This is a genomic window from Mucilaginibacter rubeus (genome assembly GCF_003286415.2).
Taxonomy (GTDB): domain Bacteria; phylum Bacteroidota; class Bacteroidia; order Sphingobacteriales; family Sphingobacteriaceae; genus Mucilaginibacter; species Mucilaginibacter rubeus_A.
In genome coordinates this window covers 3531114-3552390 of record NZ_CP043450.1, presented here as the reverse complement: position 1 = coordinate 3552390, position 21277 = coordinate 3531114, and the positions used below count along the sequence as shown (strand labels likewise).

Genomic DNA, 21277 nt, shown 5'->3' with positions numbered 1-21277 from the left:
GCTGATGAAATTTAAACTTGCCCTTGTATTTCTTTTTATTTCGAACACGCTTTTTGCCCAGGATACCGTTTTTGTCCGCAAAATGGTTGATACATTAACCTCGCCCTATTTCTGGGGCAGGGGGTATACAAAGGATGGCGTTCATAAAGCAGCAGATTTTTTATCGGCCCAACTAAAGCACTACGGCGTAAAGCCTATGGATGGTAAAAATTACCTGCAGGAGTTTAGTTACCCGGTTAATACCTTCCCCGGTAAAATGGAAGTTGCGGTAAATGGTGTACAACTGAGGCCCGGCAAAGATTTTATTATTTCGCCTGATAGCCGTGGTGTGATGGGGGCAGGGCAACTGATTAAAAAAGACAGTACCCATTTTGTTGATCAGCAAAACAGGATTGTTTTATCGCTGGAAGATAAGCTTACATGGTCGGTTGAGGGGCGGACTCTTGACTATACAATAATCCAAATTGATAAAAAAGCAATAAAGGAAACTCCTCTAACGCTTAATGTTACTATAGAAAACAAGCTGATAACAGATTTCAAAACAGCCAATATTTGCGGTATTGTAATGGGGACGTCCAAACCTGATTCGGTTATCATGATCACCGCGCATTACGATCATTTAGGGGGAATGGGCGATAAAACTTATTTTCCTGGTGCTAATGATAATGCAAGCGGTATTTCTGAGCTGATGGGGCTTGCCAGATATTATGCCAAGCATCCTTTGCCGTATAGTGTAGCCTTCGTTTGTTTTTCGGGAGAAGAGGCCGGTTTGCTGGGTTCAAAGTATTTTACGCACAATCCGCTTATTCCGCTTACAAATATTCGTTTCCTGATTAACCTTGATCTTAACGGAACTGGTGTTGACGGCATAACTGTGGTAAATGCCAGCGTTTATCCAAAAGAGTTTGCTGTGATGCAGCAAATCAATAAGGAAAATAATTACTTTGTTAAAGTGGCATCACGTGGCAAGGCTGCCAACAGCGATCATTATTTTTTTACCGAACAAGGCGTACCTGCATTTTTTATTTACACTTTGGGTGGTATAAAGGCTTATCATGATGTTTTTGACATCAGCCCCACACTACCGCTCAATAAATACACCGAACTTTTTAACCTGATAGTTAAATTTAACAGTAGACTTGCCGGTGGCCGTTAGCCCTTACCAATAGTATTCATTTATGCTTAACCCAAACTTTAACCCGTTTCCGGTTTTAACAACCGAGCGCCTTGTGCTGAGGCGTTTTACTTACGATGATGCGGCAGACCTGTTTGAAATGCGATCAAACGAAACGGTGATGCAGTACATTAGCCGTCCGTTAAATAAAACTATCGGTGATGCTGTTGGGTTGATAGATGTGATAGAAGACTTATTGAGCAAAAATGATGGTATCACCTGGTGTATCTGCCTGAAAAACAGTAATAAATATATAGGTAGTATAGGCTTCTGGCGGATAGAGAAAAACAACCACCGTGCCGAAATTGGCTATCTTTTGAACCCGGTGTACCAGGGGCGGGGCATCATGCAGGAAGCTGTAACAGCAGCTCTTGATTATGGTTTTAGTGTACTCAAGCTACATTCGGTAGAGGCTCGTGTTAGCCCCGGTAATGTCGCCTCAATTAAATTGTTGCTTAAAAATAAATTTGTTCAGGAAGCCTATTTTAAAGAGGATCACTTGTTTAACGGTCGTTTCAACGATACCATGATTTATTCGTTATTAACACAAACTTAAATCTGTTAACAAATTATTTATGCCAGCTATTTTTAATTAAAAAAAAATGATGCATGTTTACGCATAGAAACCAATTATACCTGTGCTGAAAACAATTCAGTTTAAATGGGGTTAACATTAAAAAACAAAAGAAACTTATCATGGCAACAGAAAAAGGAAGTGGTATTACCGCTTATTCAGTGAAAACAAAGACTAAAAATGTACCGATGATCAATCCAGTTATCGATGTAAAATCGGGTAGATACATTGCGACAGGAACTGACAGTGCAGGTAACAAGATGGCTGCCATTATGGGTAAAGCTACTGCCGAAGAGCATATCAAAAATGGTAACGCTAAAAAAGGCTCAGGCTGGTAAATAAAAGTAAAACATAAAATCGCCCTGTATTTGTTGAAAGTGCGGGGCGATTTATGTTATGATCTGCTAAGTATTTCTATTTATCAGAAGGATTTTTCTTTTTATTCTGCAGCATCTCCACCATCTTCACTAAACGGTACTGCCGGGTTTTCTCCTGTTTAGCAGTCAGGATCCAGAGCACATATTCTTTTTTGTGACTATAAGCCAGCGATTGAAAGTAATCAAGTACGCCTGGATGTTGTTCTAATGTTTCCTTTACATAATCAGGCAGGGTAACTATTTTATTGTCTACGTCAATATAAGCGCTGTGCTCGTTATTGCGAACGGCTTCATTACGCCCTTCAGAAACCTTTACAGCTTCAACAGGGCGAAAGCGTAATGCCGTCCACACTTCGTTAACAGCCGCTGAGGCCACAGGCCTAAGTCCGTATTGAGCGGGAGCATCCCAGCTGCTCATCATTTCCAGATCGGTTTGGATCCCCGAATTTTTTTTGGGATAAATGATCCAGAAAACCGTGTCGGCTTTTAGCAATGGAGTTATTACTTTAAGCTCAGATATTAGCTCTTCGCTGTTTTTTACAAATAGCTGGATGCCATTAAACTCGCCCTCGGCACTAAAAACAAGATTGGCATTATCGGGTAGGGTATTAAGGCTATCCAGGTAACCAGCGGGCGCGTTTTGGATCAGCCAGCGTGAATTTGGTTTGATCAGGAATTTTTTAGCGAGGGCGTTCATAATAAGCTTTTAGTAATGGATAAAGCTAATGTAAGCATTAAATTAAAATTGAATGACAGGCCTAAACCCTGTAGCAGGGTATTTTTAATAGCTTTGCCCTAATGGAACATGTACTTGATAATCCCGCCTGGAACGCGCTTAACACGGGTAACAGATTGCTTGCAGGCGGAAACGATATAGCTAAATATTTCCCTAAGGAGATCTCTCCCTTTGTTGGAATACCTGAAGTATCTGCCGAAAATTTTAATACCCTTTACGGTACTATCCCTTTTGAAAGCTATTTTATTTTTATTGCCCCTCATGATATTGTAATCCCCGAGCAGTGGACGATAGTAAACTATCTGAAATGTCTTCAGATGGTTTTTGAAGGAGAAATACCCGCGGATTTTTCCGATAAAGGCCTGTTACCACTTACAGAACAGCATGTGCCGCAAATGATTGAACTTACGCAGCTAACAAACCCAGGTCCTTTTATTGAAAGAACAATAGAGTTTGGACACTACCATGGCATTTTTGATGGGGATAAGTTAGTAGCGATGGCCGGTCAGCGGTTAAATCCCACACCTTATGCCGAGATCAGCGCTGTTTGTACCCATCCAGATTACCTCGGTCGCGGTTACGCCGGGAAGCTGTTATTAAATCAGGCTAAGCGGATTAAAGCAGCTTCTGGAATCCCTTTTCTGCATGTTAAATCTGAAAATGAAAGAGCGATTAAAGTATACGAAAAGCTCGGTTTTGTAACCAGGAAGGAAATGTCGTTTTATGTGTTGAAGAAGTAACCTCTTTTTATAGTTTACAACGTCATTGCAAGGCACGAAGCAATCCCCGATTTGCAGGTCCGCCCTGTATAGTTTGGGATTGCTTCGTGCCTCGCAATGACGGGGGAGAGCGAATTGTTATCTATATCGCCATCTTGGCGAAAAAATCCCAAAGTACAATACCTGCCGATACTACGATGTTAAAAGAATGCTTGGTGCCAAACTGGGGGATCTCGATACATCCGTCGATGACCTGCATTACCTCATCACTTACTCCGTTTACCTCGTTGCCGAAAATAAGGGCGTATTTGCCATCTTCGGCAGGTTTAAATTCGTGAAGCATGGTGCTGTTTTCGGCTTGTTCAATGGCTATGATCTGGTAACCATCTTTGCGTAATTGTTCAACAGCCTGCAAAGGGGTTTCGTAGTAAGTCCAGTTAACAGATTGGGTTGCGCCGAGGGCGGTTTTTTCAATTTCGCGGTGGGGAGGCTGAGCGGTGATGCCACAAAGGCAAATCTGTTCTACCGCAAAACCATCAGAAGTACGGAAGATGGAGCCAATATTGTGCATGCTGCGCACGTTATCCAATACCACGGCAACCGGCAATTTATCCTGTGCTTTAAATTCATCAACCGTAGCCCGGTTCAGCTCATCTAATTTTAATTTGCGCATACTTTTTTAGTTCATGGTTCATAGATCATAGTTCATAGCCAACCTGTGTTTAATAACAGGCCATGAACCATGATCTATTAACTATGAACCAATGGCAAAAATACTAAAAAAGCGTTTAGTTAAGTTCCGAAACCAGTTCGCCTACGCCATCGCCAATTAGCGAGCTGTAAACAGATGGGGCGTAGCCTATTTTCTGCGTATAATATTCGGTTACTTCTTTGCTGAATTTATCAAAAGCATCGCCTTTTACCAGGGCGATGGCGCAACCGCCAAAACCTGCACCCGTCATACGCGCACCGGCCACGTCAGGATTGGTTTTGCTGTATTCGGCAACGGTATCTAATTCAACACCGCTTACTTCGTATAAGTCGCGCAGAGAATCATGAGAAGCGTACATTAGCTTGCCAAATTCGGCTACATCATTGGCGGCAAGGGCTGTCGCAGCCAATTTTACGCGGTCGTTTTCTTCAATTACGTGTTTGGCACGTTTTAATACTACCGGATCGGTGATCAGGTGTTTATATTGCTCAAAAGTAGCGCTGTCAATTTCGCAAAGGTATTTGATATCCAGTTGCTGTTGCAGGGCTATCAGGGCAGCCTGGCACTCCTGTACACGTTCGTTATATTTTGATTCGGCCAGTTTACGTGGCTTGTTGGTATTGATGATGGCTAAAACATAATCGCCGAGGTTACTATCAACCGCCTGGTAATCCAGGGTATCGCAGTTAAGCATCAGGGCTTTATTTTTTTCGCCGAAGGCAACTGCAAACTGGTCCATAATACCGCAGTTAACACCAATAAAGTTGTTTTCTACATCTTTAGAGAGTTTTACCAGGTCAAGCTTATCATAGCCGCTGTTAAACAGATCGTTTAAAGCATAAGAAGTCACCACCTCGATAGAGGCTGATGATGACAATCCGGAACCGATTGGAATATCGCCATAAAATAGCATATCCAGGCCTTTTAATGGGTGGCCATCCTTAACAAAACGGTTAATTACACCGATAGGGAAGTTAAACCAGTTTTCACCGGTTTTTTCATAATGAAGTTGCAGCGGAATATCTTGTTGTTCACTGAAATTTAAACTTCTGAAGCGAAAAATACCGTCCTCATTAGGCGAGGTTAGCAAATAGGTGCCAAAAGTAATAGCGCATGGCATAACCAAACCGCCGTTATAATCAATATGTTCGCCAATAAGGTTTACACGGCCCGGCGAAAAGTACGCGTTGTCTGCTTCTTTGTTAAAGATCTTAATAAATTCCTGGTGCAAATTATTCTTCATTATTCAGGTTGGTTTTTCGGAAAACAAATATTGTAAAAATTGTCAAGTTTACAGTTATAAATTAAATTTAATTTTTAATTTATTTTAATGGGATAGTTTTGCAGATATTCGGCCTTGATAAAACCTGTTTAACCAGTTAAAAAGTACATATGAAACAATACCTTGTAACCGCATATGATTATACAGATGCTGAAGCATTTGACCGCCGCATGGCCGCTCGTCCGCATCACGTTGATGGCGCGAAAGCACTTAAAGCAAGTGGTAACTTAATTGTGGCCGGGGCCATGCTTAATGAAGAAGGGAAAATGGTGGGCTCAACTATGATAGTACAGTTTGAATCATTGGAAGAGCTGGAGGCCTGGAAACAAAACGACCCTTACATCACACAACGGGTTTGGGAAAGCGTTGATGTAAAGCCGTTTAAAGTGGCTGATTTGTAAGTTGGTGGCAGTAGCAGTTGCAGTTGGCAGTTTCCCTCGTGTAGTATTCAGTCGCCAGTTTGCAGTTGACAGTTTCCTATAGTCGGTATACGTTATTCACAAATGAGTTTGCAGCGTATAATTGTAATTCACCTTATGTCGCTGCTAACTGTAAACTGCCCACTGCAACTGCCACTATTGACTGCAACTGCCCACTCAAAACTACTCCGCCCAGCGGCTCATCTTCCAGTATCCCTGGTCATCTTTGGTGTAGAAGGCCGTGTAGCCCTTTCCCTGTAGGGTGAAGTTAAAGTCAAATTCGGTTACCGATTCATCATCAGGCAAAAAGTTGGTAACAATGCTATCGGCTACGGCGGCCAGGGTTATACCAAATTCATCCACCTGTTTTGTGTCTTTCTCTATATTGGCGATAAATTCGGCGTAATTGTTGAATGTATAATTACCTGAAGCATCCTGCTGTCGTGCTGCTGCAAAAGCTGCTTCGGCCCATTCTTGTTTGTAAGCTTCCATAGCATTAAGCAGGTCTCCAGCTGATATTTCAGGTAATCCATCTGTGCCGGTGGTATTGTAACTATTTAGTATCTCTTCTTTGCTTTTCATTCGATATTCATAGGCAATGACGCCTTTTGATATTTATTTCAAAAATTAAAAGGATGCCAAATTACTGACATCCTTTTAATTTTTCATTCTTCAGGCGTTTATATTATGCGTCGGCCAAGGTGTTCAATATGTCTATATCATCTTCAGATAACTGAATATCGGCGGTCTTCATGTTTTCTTCCAAATGCTTAACGCTCGAGGTGCCCGGGATCAGTAAAATATTTGGTGAATGGTGCAACAGCCAGCTCAAAGCAATCTGATGCAGGGTAGCGTCATGTTTGGCAGCAATCCGGTTTAATATCGCTTCGCCCTGTACATTGCCGCCACCAAGCGGGAACCAGGGGATAAATGCGATGTTATGATCGCGGGTATACTCCAGTTCTGCCTCCCATTTACGGTTATCAACGCTGTACATATTCTGTATAGATACCACTTCAAAAAATTGCTGGGCAAGTTTAATATCCGCAACGCTTACTTCTGATAAGCCTATGTGCCTGATTTTGCCCTCTTGCTGCGCTTTTTGTAAAAATTCAAATGATTTTTCGGCAGGTACTTTAGGATCAATACGGTGTAATTGGTATAAATCGATACGGTCAACTTTCAGGCGTTTCAAGCTGCCTTGCAGGGCTTCTTTCAAATGCTCGGGCGATGAATCTACAGGCCATTCATTAGGTCCGGTACGCAGCAAGCCGCCTTTGGTGCCTATTAACAAGTCGGCAGGGTATGGGTGCAGCGCTTCGGCAATTAATTCTTCCGATACGTTTGGCCCATAGCTGTCGGCTGTGTCAATAAAATTAACACCCAGCTCAACAGCACGCTTTAATACACGGATGCTTTCTTCCTTGTCTTTAGGCGGTCCCCAAATGCCCGGTCCGGTAATGCGCATTGCGCCGTAACCCAAACGATTGATAGTAATGTCGCCACCAATGGTGAATGTTTTTTCAAATGAACTTGTTGTGCTTGCCATGGTAATGTGTTTTGGTTTACTACTGTAAAGTTCAACTAAAAAACACCGGTATTGTTCATGGAATGTATAACATAAATGTCATTTCATTTATGTTTGGCGGCTATCTCCAGGCACCTAATATCAATCCCATCAGGGTTAATGATACTACGCTGTAACCGCCGTTTATAAATATTAACCGCCAGCTTTTAAGCTCAAACAAACTGTGAATGGCTATAGCGCAAAACGTCCAGATACCGGCAAGAAAACCGGCCGCGGTTCCCCAGGCCAGATCGGTTTTAGCACCGGCTAAAAACATGGCAAGGTTTATCGCCATTATAATGGAGAAAAAGGCGGTAAAGCCAAATGCCCGGCCTTTGTTTGATGCTTGCAGTTCTGCGGTGGTCAGTTTGTTATCGGCCATCCAGGCATTGGCAAACAGGGCAGGGGAATACCAGATCCCGCCAACTAAAAATGCGGATAATGCTGCAACCAAAACGGCCAGCCAGTTGATAAGTTGAAAATTCATGATCAGATAATTTAAGTTAATTGGTTGTACTAATATAAACTATTAGAAACTAAAAGCGGAATGCTGAAGGCCAAAGCTTTGTATTGTCAAAACTTTCGCATATATGTTAAATGAAAAAGCCCCGATTGCTGTTTAAGCAATCAGGGCTTTCGGAAATCTGTTTACGAAATTTATGTTGTATTATTTTACGTTGTAGTGTATCACGCTGCGGCCTATATTGCCTTCAGCATCAATACCTTCAATTATAGCGCGGTATGAGCCACGCTGATCGCTGTTGAAGAAATTGATAGTGGCGGTACCGGTTGCTTTATCAGTAATTACGTTTGGTTTCCAGTAAATAGTATTACGTAAATCGCCGCCAAGGGTGCCTTGTTTGGTGACGTCATATTTAGGCGAATAAAACTCTTTGGCTTTGGTATATCCCTGTACCGCAAAAGTGATCACATTTTGTTTCGGGATCAATTCCTGTAGTTGAGCCAATGTTATCTTTTCTTTTTTAACAACCTTTTTGTTAATCACCATCACACCTTTGGTTTGGGTTGTGCGGTTAATACCGCTTACACCGTCATTTAAAAAGATCTCAACAGACTCTACTTCACTTGAGGCCATGCTTGATAAAAAGTTGGCGTCAACAGGTAAGCTACCTACGTATACCTGTACCGGTGTTCTGCTGCCTGAATTATAATCGCGGGTGATATAAAAATTGTTGTCGATATAAGTAAGGCCCATTGCCATGGTTGATAAACAGTTAAGCAATAAAGGACAGCCTTGTAATTGTTGTGCTGATACCTCGTGATCGGCCTGCATTGCTAAGCCGGCAAATGTACCATAATCGGCATGGCTTGCTTTTTTCACAATTTTGGTCGATTTTACTACGATCTCCTTGATGGTACGTGAGCTTTGATATTGTTTATAGCTGTTTTGCAGATAAGGGCGGAAGGTGCTGTCAATGTTCAGGATCTCTTCCGGGATATTATTGTTTTTGCTTAGTTTTTGATAAGCCTCGCCATTAACAGATATTACCATGTTACGCCCATTAGGGTTGTTACGTGCGCTCAGAGTGATTTTTGAAGTGTCCGGGACATTAACATTCGAGAATTTGAAATTGCCCGACATGTCGGTTATCGTTTCTGCCGAGAAGTTTTTATCCGGGATCAATAAACGTAGACTTCCCTTTGCAACCGGCAGGCCCGTATTGGTCCTCAAGGTTCCTGTTACATCAATGCCTTGCTCCGGCATCAGGTAAATAGGAGGGTTTTTATCGGCCAGGATATCTTCATAATCAAAACGGCGGTAGCCTTGGGTAAGCATTAAAATATCAAGGTTAGCCAGTTTTTCGTCATCCGGTTTGTTGAAGTAGTAATTTGGTTTTTCGATATAGCCTTTCAGATCGGAAGTGAGCAGCATATTACTTAATATGGTCGATTCCGCGTCTTCATTTGATGGTACAGTGCCATCGTCAACAACCGCTACCGAAAAGCTGCCTTCAACCGGTGTGGTATTGTTTTTTGCCGATACAGTGATTTTTACATTACCCCTGGTACTGTACGAAGGTTTATCTGTTTTCAGGGCCAGGTTCATCTGATCGTTATGCTGAATAAATACTATTCGCTCGCATAAAGCGTATCCGCCAGAAGAAAACAGCGTTACCTGCACAATACCTGTAGGGAACTTACTTTTAGGGATATTAGCCGAATAAACTGTGCTTTGCAACACTGTTTGCGCGGCATAATAAATAACACCTCCGCTTTGTGCTACCAGGTAAAAGCTTTTGTTTTGCTTACGCTGAAAAAACAGGTCGTTAGCCGATATTTTCACAGTTAAGTTAGCCGGATCGTTGCTGTATACCGCAACGTTTATCCCCATAGATTGCACACGTGGCAGGTTATAACTTGCCTGTGAGCCATCGGGAAAAGTGATGTTGGCTTTGTATGATCTTTCGATGTCAGGGGTTAAGGCAAATACGCCCATACCTAAGTGTGCGCTGCTGATCTGGGCAATTTCGGTACCTTTATCGTCAACAATATTTCCTTTAATATCAACTCCCAAACCGCTTGAGGCAATAGCCTTAAAGGCAACTTTGGTACGGATACCGTTGGTTAACTGACCGCCCTCCGGGAAAAACTGCACATCATAACTCTTAACTGCTGTACGCATAGAAAAGCTGCTGTTGATGGTTTTACGGTCGCCGACATCAATAGAGGTAACCAGGATACCGCCGGTAATCACGTCGGCCTGGCTTTCGGGCAGGTCTACCAATAATACCCCTTTATCATCGGTAGTGCCACGGCCTTTGCTTACCGGGTCGCCATTTTTCATGAGTTGCCAGCTTACCTTTTTGTTGGCATAAGGCGTATTATCTGATCCTTTATAAAGAATGGTTGCGTCAACCTTTACGCCTGTTCTTTTTGTTGAACTTTTATACGAGATGTTGGTACGCACCTGGTTATCTATGGCGTTACCAACGTTGAAAGTGTGGTCGTAAAAATAATCGGGGTCGAAATTACGCATCCAGTTGGTGTAGCTGCGCAGACGATAGGCCCCCTGCTTATAAGTATCGCCATTAAGCACTATGTTGCCGCTTGCAAAACCATTATTAACTGCGATACGCTGACTTTCAACTACCGAATCGCGGTTATTGATCAAATCGACATATACGATACGGCTCAGCGCCGAAGGCTGGTGTTTTTCAATAGTTACATAGGCTTTAAACCAAATGGTATCGCCAACAGCATAGTAAGGTTTATCGGTATGCAGATAAACCTTTTCGATAGGGTAGCTGCTGCTAAACTTGCTTGTTTTTTCGATTATGGTAGTTAGTGGGATGCTATCCTGCTGGGCAAAAACAGATGCGCCAAAGGCAGTTAACAGGCATAATAGGAGTAAAAATCGACGTATGATCATCAATATAAGTTAAAGGAGTAACAGGGGCTAATATAAACATTTAGCCGTATTGCATTTTTGGCCGCGGTTTATTTAACACTTTTTTACAAATGTGTTTTTATAACGGATTGGCGAAAGTTAAACGCTAAAACCTATATGCCTATACAAAATAGCACAATTGTTACTTAGTGTGGTTTTTAGCTTTGCCTTCAACATGTATTGAAACCATGCTGGAGTGAATTATTCCTAAGGTTTTGCCCGGTTTTACGTTAAGATAAAACTTAAAGTAGCTTTCCATAACAGCCTTGGATGTGTGGATGTAGTCAGCCTCTCTTTCCTGGTCGCCGTTAAACCCAACAAGGGGAGCGCCGTAGTACAAATTGCCTTTATCATCAATATACATGGTGAAGGAAAAATAGAAATCCTTATAGGCATTTTTGATCACGATATCATAATTGGGGTCGAGGTAATCGTCGGAGTTATCGAAATTGTTGAGAATATCGGGTTTAGTAGTGCGGCGCGAAACTGTAACCAACGGACTTTTACTGGTTATTTCGGCCGGTTGCCTCGCTGAGAAAGCCTTGGTGTAATCTGCCGTAGCTTTTGCGGCCAGCGAGTGGATAAATAAAGTATCGGCACGGCTTGGCTTTCTAAGTGTAGTAGTATCGGTGTGCAAAACGTTTTTTACATAGTTATCAGCAAAAAATCGCATGAATACTTTGGTGCCTTTAACGTCAAGGGAATCGCCTTTTTGGATCAGGATCTCCATGGTTATACTGTCCTTGTTGATCTGCCTTATTTTTAACCATGAACGGGCTGCATTAAAGATAGAATCGTAGCCACGGGTAAGCGGGAAATTGATAAACGCGTTTTTAGTAGGACTGAAAATGCTTACAGAATCGTCTGAAACAAACTTCAGTTTCCACTGCGGCTCCAACTGGTAACCGTATTCATTAAATGAAAGCCCGTTACGTTGTCGCCTTGATACTTCAGAATAATTGATGCCGTTGTAGGGCCTGAAAGAAATAAGCTCTCTTTTCTTTTGCCCCGGTTGGTTGCCACCGCAGCCAAAAGTAAATACAGATAATATGATGAGCAGCCCGAATACTGCTGTTTTTAACGTTTTCAGATTGATGAGTAGCATTGCCGCTAAAGATATAGATAATTCAATAAACGGTTAAAAAAAGCAGGGAAATTAGGGCAACGATGATAGTAATGAACTTTTTTGAAGCTTTTCAGATGCTACTCTCCCGGTAACATGAACAGCTATCTCGCTTGTGTGTGTTATGCCAAGCGTTTTACCGGGGATCAAATTAAGGTAATATTTAAGATAACTCTCCATGACAGCTTTTGACAGATGGGTATAACTAATTCGGCGGCTCTCTTCTAAAAATACAGTTAGCGGTTTACCGTAATGCATTTGTCCGGCGGGATCAACAAATATGGAAAATGAATAGTAGAAATTTGAGTAGGCGTTATTGACAGTAATGTCAAATTCGGGGTTCATGTAATCATAAGAAGTGTCGAAGTTATTGAGCATGGTTGGCTCTGTATGGCGTTTGCTGATAGTAATTGATGCGCTTTGCTTCTAAGTTCAACTGGTTGCCTGGCTGCAAAGCCTTTTTCAAAGTCTTTATCAGCTGCAGTGGTCAGCCGCTGTATATACACGCTATCTCTCCGGCTGGGACTTTTGCATAGGCTTATATCGCCACGAAGTATATTTTTGATATAATCATCTGCATAAAACACCATGTAAACTTTGGCACCCCGGGTATCAACTGAGTCTGCATAGGCGTTAAGTAACTCGATGATCATGCTGTCTTTTGTCATGGTTTTAACTTTGAGCCAGGTACGGGCTGTATTAAAAATGGAGTCGTAACCACGGGTAAGCGGGAATTTAATGAACTGCTTTTTTGTTGGGCTATAAATGCTGGTTGAATCATTGGAAACAAATTGCATTTTCCATTGCGGTTCTAACTGGTATCCAAAGTGATTGAATGAAAGCCCGTTTTGAGTGCGCCGGGCTATTTCGGTATAGCTGATACCAAAGACTGGTTTGAATGAGATTAAGTCTTTTTCGCCGTTGTGCTTAACAATGTTGCGGTGTTTGCAGCCAAGGCAAAACAAAGTCAATACAATGCAGGTTAGTTTTGTAATAGGTTTAGCGGTAAGCATATAGGTTTGATATAATATAAATATACAATATATAGCTACTCCTAAATGTTAAATTATGCTAAAATTGCAGACTGAAAAATCAATCTGATGGCAATTGAAATAGAACGTAAGTTTTTGGTAGATCACGAAAAATGGCAGCAGTTAGCAAAGCCGGAAGCAATACATTTCAGGCAGGGCTATATTTTTAGCGATGAAAAGAAAACCATCCGGATCCGGGTTACTGATACCGAGGCATATATCACCATAAAAGGAAGCTCGGCCGGTTTTAGCCGTAGCGAATTTGAATATACCATCCCGGCGGCAGATGGCGTACAGTTGCTGGATAATTTTGCAGCCTCTGAATTAGAGAAATATCGCTTTAACATCAACTACGCTGATAAGCTTTGGGAAGTTGATGAGTTTTTAGGCGATAACCAGGGCCTGCTTATGGCCGAGATCGAACTCGATAGCGAGGATGAAAAATTTGAACTACCTCCCTGGGTTACTACCGAAGTAACCGGTGATAAGCGATATTATAACTCCTTTTTAAGCGTAAATCCCTTCAAAAACTGGTAACAGGCTTTCAGGCACATTCGGGCAGGCCCAATAGGTAGTCGGGTTCTGATTCGTCGGTAACCGTTTTAACATATTTGTTACCATCGGGGCAAACTGCCGGAATCAGGCTGGTTTTATTGCCGTTGCTATCTATGATATAAGCGTCGCCGTCTTCATTTTTTATCCAGTCGTAAAGTTTTGCCCGTTCGGTAAGGCCCTTTACGTTGATCCTTTCATTAATCCACTCAAGCGAATCTATGGCCACATAAGGGTTATGATGTGGTTTGGTATCTGTTTTTATACATATTATACGTACTGCCATTGCGTTATTTGCATTAAATGTTCAGGTGCGATAAAAATATAGCAAAAAACAAAGCGGAGAAATAGGTGTTATCACCCAATTTTCACTACGTAAAATTACCTATTGCATAGGTGCTGATACCTTTATAACGAGATGAAATATTAAAATGTAATGGTTTAAAATGCAGATTATCAATAAGGTATTCTCTGTATCGCTAAAAAGATGAGAAAACTATTGTGTAACCAAAAGGTTTCATTTAAATTTGTAACCGAACGGTTTCATATGGCCGCTTGCTCATTATGCGAAGAGACGTTTTCCAGGCGATTGCCGATCCTACCCGGCGCGAGATCATTAATTTGATTGCTTACCGGCAAATGAACCTTAATGCCGTTGCTGATAATTTCGATATCAGCAGGCCGGCTGTATCTAAACACATCAAAATATTAACTGAATGCGGTTTGCTTGTTATTAAGCAGCAGGGGAGGGAGCGCTACTGCCACGCCGACCTGAAACAGCTAAAACAAGTTACCGACTGGGCCGAACAATATCGCCAGTTTTGGACTCAGAAACTGGACGCCCTTGACGTTTTTTTAACCAATGAACAAAATACAGATAACCAAAAAAACAATAAATTATGAGCACACAACCATTTGTTATTGAAAGGATTTATGCGGCACCTATACAAAAAGTATGGGAGGCAATTACCGTTAAGGAAAAAATGAAAGAGTGGTATTTTGACCTGGCTGAATTTAAACCTGAAGTAGGTTTTGAGTTTCAGTTTACCGGCGGTGACGGTATTAAGGAATATCTTCACCTTTGCCGTGTAACCAAAGTTGTTGAAGGCAAAACCATAGCCTATACCTGGCGATACGATGGCTACGAAGGTAATTCGGAAGTTACCTGGGAACTTTCCCCTGAAGGTGAGGGTACAAAATTAGTGCTCACCCACCGCGGGCTCGAAACTTTCCCTCCGTTAGACGCCTTCAAAAAAGAAAACTTTGTTGCCGGTTGGACACATATCACCGGTATCTCGCTTAAAGAGTATCTGGAGAAGTAGTATCTACAATAGCAGGGTGCTATTTAAAATAGAAGCTAAACAATAAAGCCGGGCAAAAGCCCGGCTTTATAATTAAAACAATATGATAAGGAGGCAGGCCAGCTAATCGCTTATTGCCAACCTCCAGACTTTGGCATTAAAACACCTGGTCAAACTGGTTAACGGCATCTTTGCTTTCCAGTAAAGAGTGTCCCATTAAAAACTCGTCAACCTTGCGGGCTGCTTCGCGGCCCTCAGATATAGCCCAAACCACCAGTGATTGTCCGCGGCGCATATCGCCTGCTGTAAACACTTTGCTCACGTTGGTACGGTAAACACCTTCTTTGGCTTTAACATTTTTACGGTCATCAATTTCAACACCAAGCTGACTGATGAAGGTATCATGCTGCGGGTGTAAAAAGCCCATTGCCAGGAATACCCGTTGACAAGGGATTTCACGCTCAGAGCCTTCAACTACATGGAATTTTACCGGGCGGCCCATGAAGTCCTGTTCCCATTCAACGTCAACTACTCTCAATGCACGCAGATTGCCTTCTTCGTCACCTAAAAACTCTAAGGTATTAACACCCCAGAAACGGTCGGCGCCTTCTTCGTGCGAACTGGTAGTTTTCAGTACCATTGGGTAAGTAGGCCATGGCATATGCTGTGTACGCTGAGCCGGTGGCTGGAACATCACTTCAAATTGCTTGATAGATGCTGCACCCTGACGGTTTGAAGTACCCACACAATCAGATCCGGTGTCACCACCACCAATTACTACAACATCTTTACCGGTAGCTATAATCTCTTCGGCAGTAACATTAATATTGCTTACGCGCTTGTTTTGCTGTTTCAGGAAGTCCATTGCAAAATGGATCCCTTTTAGTTCGCGGCCCGGAATATTCAGGTTACGTGGAATGGTTGAACCACCTGCTAAAATTACGGCATCGTTGTTACGTATCAGTTCATCGGCAGCTACGTTCACGCCAACCTCGCTGTTGTATTTAAATACAACGCCATCTTTTTCCATTACTTCAACACGGCGCTCAACAACCCATTTCTCTAATTTAAAGTCAGGGATACCGTAGCGTAACAATCCACCTGCACGGTCGTCACGTTCGTAAACGGTAACGGTGTGACCAACTTTCACCAGCTGGGCTGCAGCTGCAAGACCTGCCGGCCCCGAACCTACAACCGCTACTTTTTTACCTGTTTTAACAAGCGGAGCAGTTGGTTTTACCAGGTTTTTCTCGTAAGCGATCTCGATGATATGGCGCTCAATTTCCTCAATAGCAACAGGCGGCTTGTTGATGCCTAACACACATGCAGATTCGCAAGGAGCAGGGCAGATACGGCCTGTAAACTCAGGGAAGTTATTAGTTGATGATAATATGTGGTAAGCTTCTTCCCAGTTTTTACGATACACTGCATCGTTAAACTCAGGGATGATGTTACCCAGGGGGCATCCCGAATGGCAGAAAGGGATACCGCAATTCATGCACCGCGCCGATTGCTGGTTAAGTTTCTCTTCGGTGTATAAATTAACAAATTCGTTATAGTTCTTAACGCGTTCAGTAGCCGGAACTTTTGATGGAAGTTCGCGATTAAACTCCTGAAATCCTGTAGGTTTTCCCATTTCTTAGCCTATAGTTTGATATTGTGATTTCTCTAATACTTTTTTATACTCTCTTGGATACACTTTCACGAACTGGGTTGATGCTTCGTTCCAGTTGTTCAGGATCTTTTGTGCAAGCTTACTGCCTGTTAAAGAGATGTGTTTACGCAACAGTGTAAGGATCTGCTCTTCATCCTGCGCGGTTAGCGGGTCAAGGTCAACCATTTCGGTATTACAGTTTTCTGCAAAAGTACCTTCAGGATTATAAACCCATGCTATACCACCGCTCATACCAGCCGCAAAGTTGCGGCCTGTATTACCGAGGATGAGTGCACGGCCACCGGTCATGTACTCGCAACCATGGTCGCCAATACCTTCAACAACTGTGGTAGCACCTGAGTTACGTACCGCGAAACGTTCGCCGGCCATACCGCCTACAAACAACTCGCCCGATGTAGCACCGTAAAGGGCTACGTTACCGATGATGATGTTGTCTTCAGGAACAAAGGTTGCATTAGCTGCCGGATATACGGCTATCTGTGCGCCCGAAAGGCCTTTACCTACGTAGTCATTAGCTTCGCCTTCCAACTCAAAAGAAACGCCTTTAGTAGTGAAAGCAGCAAAGCTTTGACCTGCCGAACCTTTGAATTTGAAGTTAACAGTATTGTCAGGTAAACCTGCCGAACCATAAATCTTCGAAATTTCGTTTGATAACATGGTACCTATAGTACGGTCAACGTTAATTACATCGAAAGATGCAAATACCGGTGTTTTATCTTCCAAAGCAGGTTTAGCGGCTTCAACAAGTTTCCAGTCAAGGATATTGGCCATGCCATGATCCTGTGATTCGCTGTTGTACAAGGTCATGCCTTTGGTGTTGGTAACCGGGTGCAGGATGCCACTAAGATCAATCTTTTTGGCTTTCCAGCTTTGCAGGTTATCTTTTACTTTCAGGAATTGTACGCGGCCAACCATTTCATGAATGGTACGGAAACCAAGCTCGGCCATGATCTCGCGTAACTCCTCAGCCATAAAGCGGAACAGGTTAACGATATGCTCAGGTTTGCCCGAGAATAGCTTACGTAATTCAGGATCCTGTGTGGCAACACCTACAGGGCAGGTGTTTAAGTGGCATTTACGCATCATGATACAGCCGCCCGCAACAAGGGCAGCTGTTGCTACACCCCATTCTTCGGCACCCATTAGCGCGGCGATAGCCAAATCGCGACCGGTTTTCAACTGACCATCTGTTTGTAATACCACACGGCTGCGCAGTTTGTTGCGTACCAATGTTTGGTGTGCTTCGGTTAAACCAAGCTCCCATGGTAAACCAGCGTGTTTAATAGAGCTTATTGGAGATGCACCTGTACCACCGTCATAACCGGCAATCAGGATAACATCGGCATGTGCTTTGGCAACACCGGCAGCAATAGTACCTACGCCTGCTTTTGATACCAACTTAACGTTGATACGTGCAGCACGGTTAGCATTTTTAAGGTCGAAGATAAGTTGTGCCAAATCTTCGATAGAGTAAATATCGTGGTGCGGCGGAGGCGAGATCAAACCTACACCCGGAGTAGAGTGACGGGTTTTAGCGATCCAGTCGTCAACCTTGTGGCCTGGCAGCTGACCGCCTTCGCCTGGTTTAGCGCCCTGCGCCATTTTTATCTGTAATTCATCGGCGTTGGTAAGGTAGTTTGAAGTTACCCCGAAACGTCCTGACGCTACTTGTTTAATAGCCGAACGTAATGAATCGCCGTTTGGCAATTTATCGTAACGCATTTCGTCCTCGCCACCTTCACCGGTATTGCTTTTACCACCAATGCGGTTCATGGCAATAGCCATAGTGCTGTGCGCTTCGTGGGAGATAGAGCCGAATGACATGGCGCCTGTAGCAAAACGCTTCATGATGCTTTCAGCAGGTTCAACCTCATCAATGCTGATCGATTCGCGATGGTGCGCGAAGTCAAGCAGGCCACGGATGGTGAAATGCTTTTCAGTTTGCTCATTAACTACCTTAGCATAGTTTTTATATACCTCGTAGCTGTTGCTGCGTGTTGCATGCTGCAACAAGTGAACAGTGGTTGGGTTAAACAAGTGGGCTTCACCACGGCGTTTCCACTGGTAAATCCCCCCTTCTGGTAACAGGTTATCAGCACCTTTAGCTTCAAAGCCCATTTTGTGTTTGCAAAGTGCTTCGCGGGCAATTTCGTCAAGGCCTAAACCGCCTATACGGGTTACTGCACCGTGGAAGTATTTATCAACTACAGTCTTGTTCAAACCAAGGATCTCGAATACCTGAGCGCCATGGTATGACTGCAATGTTGAGATACCCATTTTTGAGAAGATCTTCAACAAACCATCGTTAATAGATTTAACGTAGTTATTACGCAGTTTTTTGATATCGTAGGTGGTTTCAAGGCTACCATTGTCCTTAAGCGTTTCAATGGTTGAAAGCGCCAGGTACGGGTTGATGGCAGTAGCACCAAAGGCCAGTAAGCAGGCAAAGTGGTGTACCTCCCATGCATCGCCGGTTTCAACAACCAGGCCCACAGCGCCACGGCGACCTTTGCGGATCAGGTGGTGGTGTACGGCTGAAACAGCCAATAAGGTAGGGATAGGAGCATGCTCAGAATCAACCGCGCGATCCGAAAGGATCAATACCTCGAAGCCGTCATCAACAGCATCCTCGGCATAGCGGCAAAGACGGGCGATACCTTTTTCCAGTGAACCTGGCAGGCCATCAGCTTTAAAGTATGTTTGCAGTGTTTTAGCGTGGAACAGACCGGTATCGATACTACGCAGTTTTTCTAACTGGTGGTTTTTTAATATCGGGTGTTTTAATACCACGCAATGGCAATGCATTTTGTCTTCATCCAGCAGGTTGCCATTGTTACCGATGAAGGTAGCAAGGCTCATCACCAAACGCTCGCGGATTGGGTCGATTGGTGGGTTGGTTACCTGGGCGAAGAATTGTTTGAAATAACTTGACAGGTGTTGTGGTTTATCTGATAGGATAGCCAACGGAACATCGGTACCCATTGAACCTACTGGTTCTTTGCCATCAAGCGCCATTGGCTTAATGATGGTGTCGATATCCTCGCGGCTGTAACCAAATACCTGCTGGTAACGGTATACAGAAGCTTCAGACAGGTTGGCGAAAGCCAAACGTGGTTCTGAAAGCTCACTCAGGTTAATTTTATAATTTTCAAGCCAGCGGCCGTAAGGCTGTTGTGATGCAACCTGTTTCTTGATCTCCTCATCGGTGATGATGCGGCCTTTTTCGGTATCGATCAATAGCATTTTACCTGGCTGTAAACGGCCTTTACGTAAAACAGTGCTTTCGTCGATAGTTAAAGTACCTGCTTCAGAAGCAGCTATAACCCTACCATCATTAGTTACCACAAAACGCAACGGACGTAAGCCGTTACGGTCAAGCAACGCGCCTACCAGTTTACCATCGGTAAAGGTGATGGCAGCAGGGCCATCCCATGGCTCCATCAAGGTAGCGTGGAACTCATAGAATGCCTTTTTAAGCGGATCCATTGCTTCGTTGCCATCCCACGCTTCAGGTACCAGCATCATCATTACGTGTGGTAATGAACGGCCTGAATGCAATAGCACTTCAATAATATTATCCAAACAAGCAGAGTCAGACTGGTTGTTATCAATCACCGGTAATAACATCTCCATCTCTTCGGCAGTGAAGTATGATGAAGCGTAAGATTTTAAGCCGGCGTAAAACCAGTTTAAGTTACCTGTTAAGGTGTTGATCTCGCCGTTATGCGCAATTAAGCGGAATGGCTGAGCCAGTTTCCATGATGGGAAAGTATTGGTTGAGAAACGCGAGTGGATCATGGCAAAGCCAGATGCAATACGCGGATCAGAAAGATCTGAATAGTATTTACGTAGCTGGTAAGTAGTAAGCTGGCCTTTGTAAATAATTGTTTTACAGCTTAATGATGTAAAATAGAAATTTTCAGAAGCACCGGCTACGGTTTCGGTAATGGTTTTGTTGATATACCTTCTGAGCACGAATAACTTACGCTCAAAATCATCGGCATTGGTAATATGATGCGGACGGGCAATATAAATTTGCTCAACATCGGGCTCGGCCTGACGGGCTGTTTCGCCAATAACCGACGAATCAACTACAAGTTTACGCTCGCCCAGTTTTTGCAAGCCTAATTTTTCAATTGCATTGTTAATAATGGTACGGCAGGCCTTTTTCTGGGCCGAATCCTTGGGTAAGAAAATCATACCTACACCATACTCACCGGGTTCCGGCAGGCTGATCTCAAGGTTTGAGCATTCTTCCATTAAAAACTCATGGGGTAATTGTATCAATATACCCGCTCCGTCCCCGCTTTCGGGGTCGCATCCGCACGCACCACGGTGCTCCATGTTTTCAAGCATGGTCAACGCGTTATCGATGATTTCGTTGGTTTTATGACCGTTGATGTTGGCTATAAATCCCGTTCCGCACGAATCGTGTTCAAATTCCGGTCTGTAAAGACCCTGGTGGCTATCAGTTTGATCCATTGTTTAAATTAAACCGTTTATAATATTTATAAGGGGTGTAACCACGAAGTTACCAAAACTCAAATAAATTATAAAATTTACGGTAATTTTTAAAGATTTCTAAAAAATCAATTATTTAAATCATAATTATTTAACATTATCTCA

General features: G+C 43.1%; 21 protein-coding genes. 8 read left to right on the top strand and 13 right to left on the bottom strand.

The features are described from left to right. The first annotated feature begins 4 nt into the window (after positions 1 to 4). The 3 genes from DEO27_RS13905 (at position 5) to DEO27_RS13895 (ending at position 2086) form a co-directional block, all read left to right on the top strand. Complete coding sequence (locus DEO27_RS13905; protein ID WP_112574316.1) at positions 5 to 1156, top strand: M28 family metallopeptidase; 1152 nt, start codon at positions 5 to 7, stop codon at positions 1154 to 1156. A gap of 22 nt (positions 1157 to 1178) precedes the next feature. Next, complete coding sequence (locus DEO27_RS13900) at positions 1179 to 1730, top strand: GNAT family N-acetyltransferase (protein ID WP_112574317.1); 552 nt, start codon at positions 1179 to 1181, stop codon at positions 1728 to 1730. Between the two features lie 140 nt (positions 1731 to 1870). Next, positions 1871 to 2086: a hypothetical protein gene (locus tag DEO27_RS13895; protein WP_112574318.1), complete on the top strand. Its 216-nt coding sequence runs from the start codon at positions 1871 to 1873 to the stop codon at positions 2084 to 2086. Positions 2087 to 2162: 76 nt separating this feature from the next. Here the strand turns inward: DEO27_RS13895 and DEO27_RS13890 are convergent, their stop codons facing one another. After that, on the bottom strand, positions 2163 to 2822 hold the full coding sequence (locus DEO27_RS13890) for a YdeI/OmpD-associated family protein (protein ID WP_112574319.1): 660 nt from the start codon (positions 2820 to 2822) through the stop codon (positions 2163 to 2165). Positions 2823 to 2923: 101 nt separating this feature from the next. Between DEO27_RS13890 and DEO27_RS13885 the strand changes: the two genes are divergently transcribed. Continuing rightward, positions 2924 to 3601: a GNAT family N-acetyltransferase gene (locus DEO27_RS13885; protein WP_112574320.1), complete on the top strand. Its 678-nt coding sequence runs from the start codon at positions 2924 to 2926 to the stop codon at positions 3599 to 3601. A gap of 121 nt (positions 3602 to 3722) precedes the next feature. On the opposite strand, the gene DEO27_RS13880 is transcribed toward DEO27_RS13885, so the two are convergent. Together DEO27_RS13880 and DEO27_RS13875 are read right to left on the bottom strand one after the other, a co-directional pair. Then, positions 3723 to 4253 (bottom strand): RNA methyltransferase, encoded by a 531-nt coding sequence (locus tag DEO27_RS13880; RefSeq protein WP_112574321.1) that lies wholly within the window; start codon positions 4251 to 4253, stop codon positions 3723 to 3725. Positions 4254 to 4368: 115 nt separating this feature from the next. Continuing rightward, positions 4369 to 5535 (bottom strand): galactokinase, encoded by a 1167-nt coding sequence (locus tag DEO27_RS13875; RefSeq protein WP_112574322.1) that lies wholly within the window; start codon positions 5533 to 5535, stop codon positions 4369 to 4371. A gap of 149 nt (positions 5536 to 5684) precedes the next feature. On the opposite strand from DEO27_RS13875, the gene DEO27_RS13870 reads away from it, so the two are divergent. Then, a complete protein-coding gene (locus DEO27_RS13870) occupies positions 5685 to 5975 on the top strand; it encodes a YciI family protein (RefSeq protein ID WP_112574323.1) in 291 nt (96 codons plus the stop codon). A gap of 201 nt (positions 5976 to 6176) precedes the next feature. On the opposite strand, the gene DEO27_RS13865 is transcribed toward DEO27_RS13870, so the two are convergent. The 7 genes from DEO27_RS13865 to DEO27_RS13835 form a co-directional block, all read right to left on the bottom strand. Then, positions 6177 to 6575 (bottom strand): hypothetical protein, encoded by a 399-nt coding sequence (locus DEO27_RS13865; RefSeq protein WP_112574324.1) that lies wholly within the window; start codon positions 6573 to 6575, stop codon positions 6177 to 6179. 103 nt (positions 6576 to 6678) lie between these two features. Further along, complete coding sequence (locus DEO27_RS13860; RefSeq protein WP_112574325.1) at positions 6679 to 7542, bottom strand: aldo/keto reductase; 864 nt, start codon at positions 7540 to 7542, stop codon at positions 6679 to 6681. A 100-nt stretch (positions 7543 to 7642) separates the two neighbouring features. Then, complete coding sequence (locus DEO27_RS13855) at positions 7643 to 8047, bottom strand: DUF1761 domain-containing protein (RefSeq protein ID WP_112574326.1); 405 nt, start codon at positions 8045 to 8047, stop codon at positions 7643 to 7645. A 180-nt stretch (positions 8048 to 8227) separates the two neighbouring features. Further along, the gene (locus DEO27_RS13850; protein WP_112574327.1) at positions 8228 to 10951 is read right to left on the bottom strand and encodes a carboxypeptidase regulatory-like domain-containing protein; all 2724 of its coding nucleotides are present in this window, start codon (positions 10949 to 10951) and stop codon (positions 8228 to 8230) included. Positions 10952 to 11111: 160 nt separating this feature from the next. Further along, complete coding sequence (locus tag DEO27_RS13845; protein ID WP_112574328.1) at positions 11112 to 12074, bottom strand: hypothetical protein; 963 nt, start codon at positions 12072 to 12074, stop codon at positions 11112 to 11114. A 51-nt stretch (positions 12075 to 12125) separates the two neighbouring features. Further along, a complete protein-coding gene (locus DEO27_RS13840; protein WP_146750090.1) occupies positions 12126 to 12470 on the bottom strand; it encodes a hypothetical protein in 345 nt (114 codons plus the stop codon). Continuing rightward, complete coding sequence (locus tag DEO27_RS13835) at positions 12434 to 13105, bottom strand: hypothetical protein (protein ID WP_112574330.1); 672 nt, start codon at positions 13103 to 13105, stop codon at positions 12434 to 12436. The genes DEO27_RS13840 and DEO27_RS13835 overlap by 37 nt, the downstream gene beginning before the upstream one ends. 87 nt (positions 13106 to 13192) lie before the next feature. Between DEO27_RS13835 and DEO27_RS13830 the strand changes: the two genes are divergently transcribed. Further along, on the top strand, positions 13193 to 13660 hold the full coding sequence (locus tag DEO27_RS13830; protein WP_112574331.1) for a CYTH domain-containing protein: 468 nt from the start codon (positions 13193 to 13195) through the stop codon (positions 13658 to 13660). Between the two features lie 7 nt (positions 13661 to 13667). Here the strand turns inward: DEO27_RS13830 and DEO27_RS13825 are convergent, their stop codons facing one another. After that, positions 13668 to 13961: a DUF3892 domain-containing protein gene (locus DEO27_RS13825; protein WP_112574332.1), complete on the bottom strand. Its 294-nt coding sequence runs from the start codon at positions 13959 to 13961 to the stop codon at positions 13668 to 13670. Between the two features lie 278 nt (positions 13962 to 14239). On the opposite strand from DEO27_RS13825, the gene DEO27_RS13820 reads away from it, so the two are divergent. Then, positions 14240 to 14578, top strand: coding sequence for an ArsR/SmtB family transcription factor (locus DEO27_RS13820; protein WP_112574333.1), 339 nt, complete (start codon positions 14240 to 14242; stop codon positions 14576 to 14578). Further along, positions 14575 to 14997 carry an SRPBCC domain-containing protein gene (locus tag DEO27_RS13815; protein ID WP_112574334.1) on the top strand — a complete coding sequence of 141 codons (423 nt, stop codon included), beginning with the start codon at positions 14575 to 14577 and terminating at the stop codon, positions 14995 to 14997. The genes DEO27_RS13820 and DEO27_RS13815 overlap by 4 nt, the downstream gene beginning before the upstream one ends. Positions 14998 to 15133: 136 nt before the next feature. On the opposite strand, the gene DEO27_RS13810 is transcribed toward DEO27_RS13815, so the two are convergent. Then, entirely contained in the window at positions 15134 to 16612 is a 1479-nt protein-coding gene (locus DEO27_RS13810) for a glutamate synthase subunit beta (RefSeq protein WP_112574335.1), read from the bottom strand. Between the two features lie 3 nt (positions 16613 to 16615). Beyond that, positions 16616 to 21133 (bottom strand): glutamate synthase large subunit, encoded by a 4518-nt coding sequence (gene gltB / locus DEO27_RS13805; protein WP_112574336.1) that lies wholly within the window; start codon positions 21131 to 21133, stop codon positions 16616 to 16618. Positions 21134 to 21277: the final 144 nt, after the last annotated feature.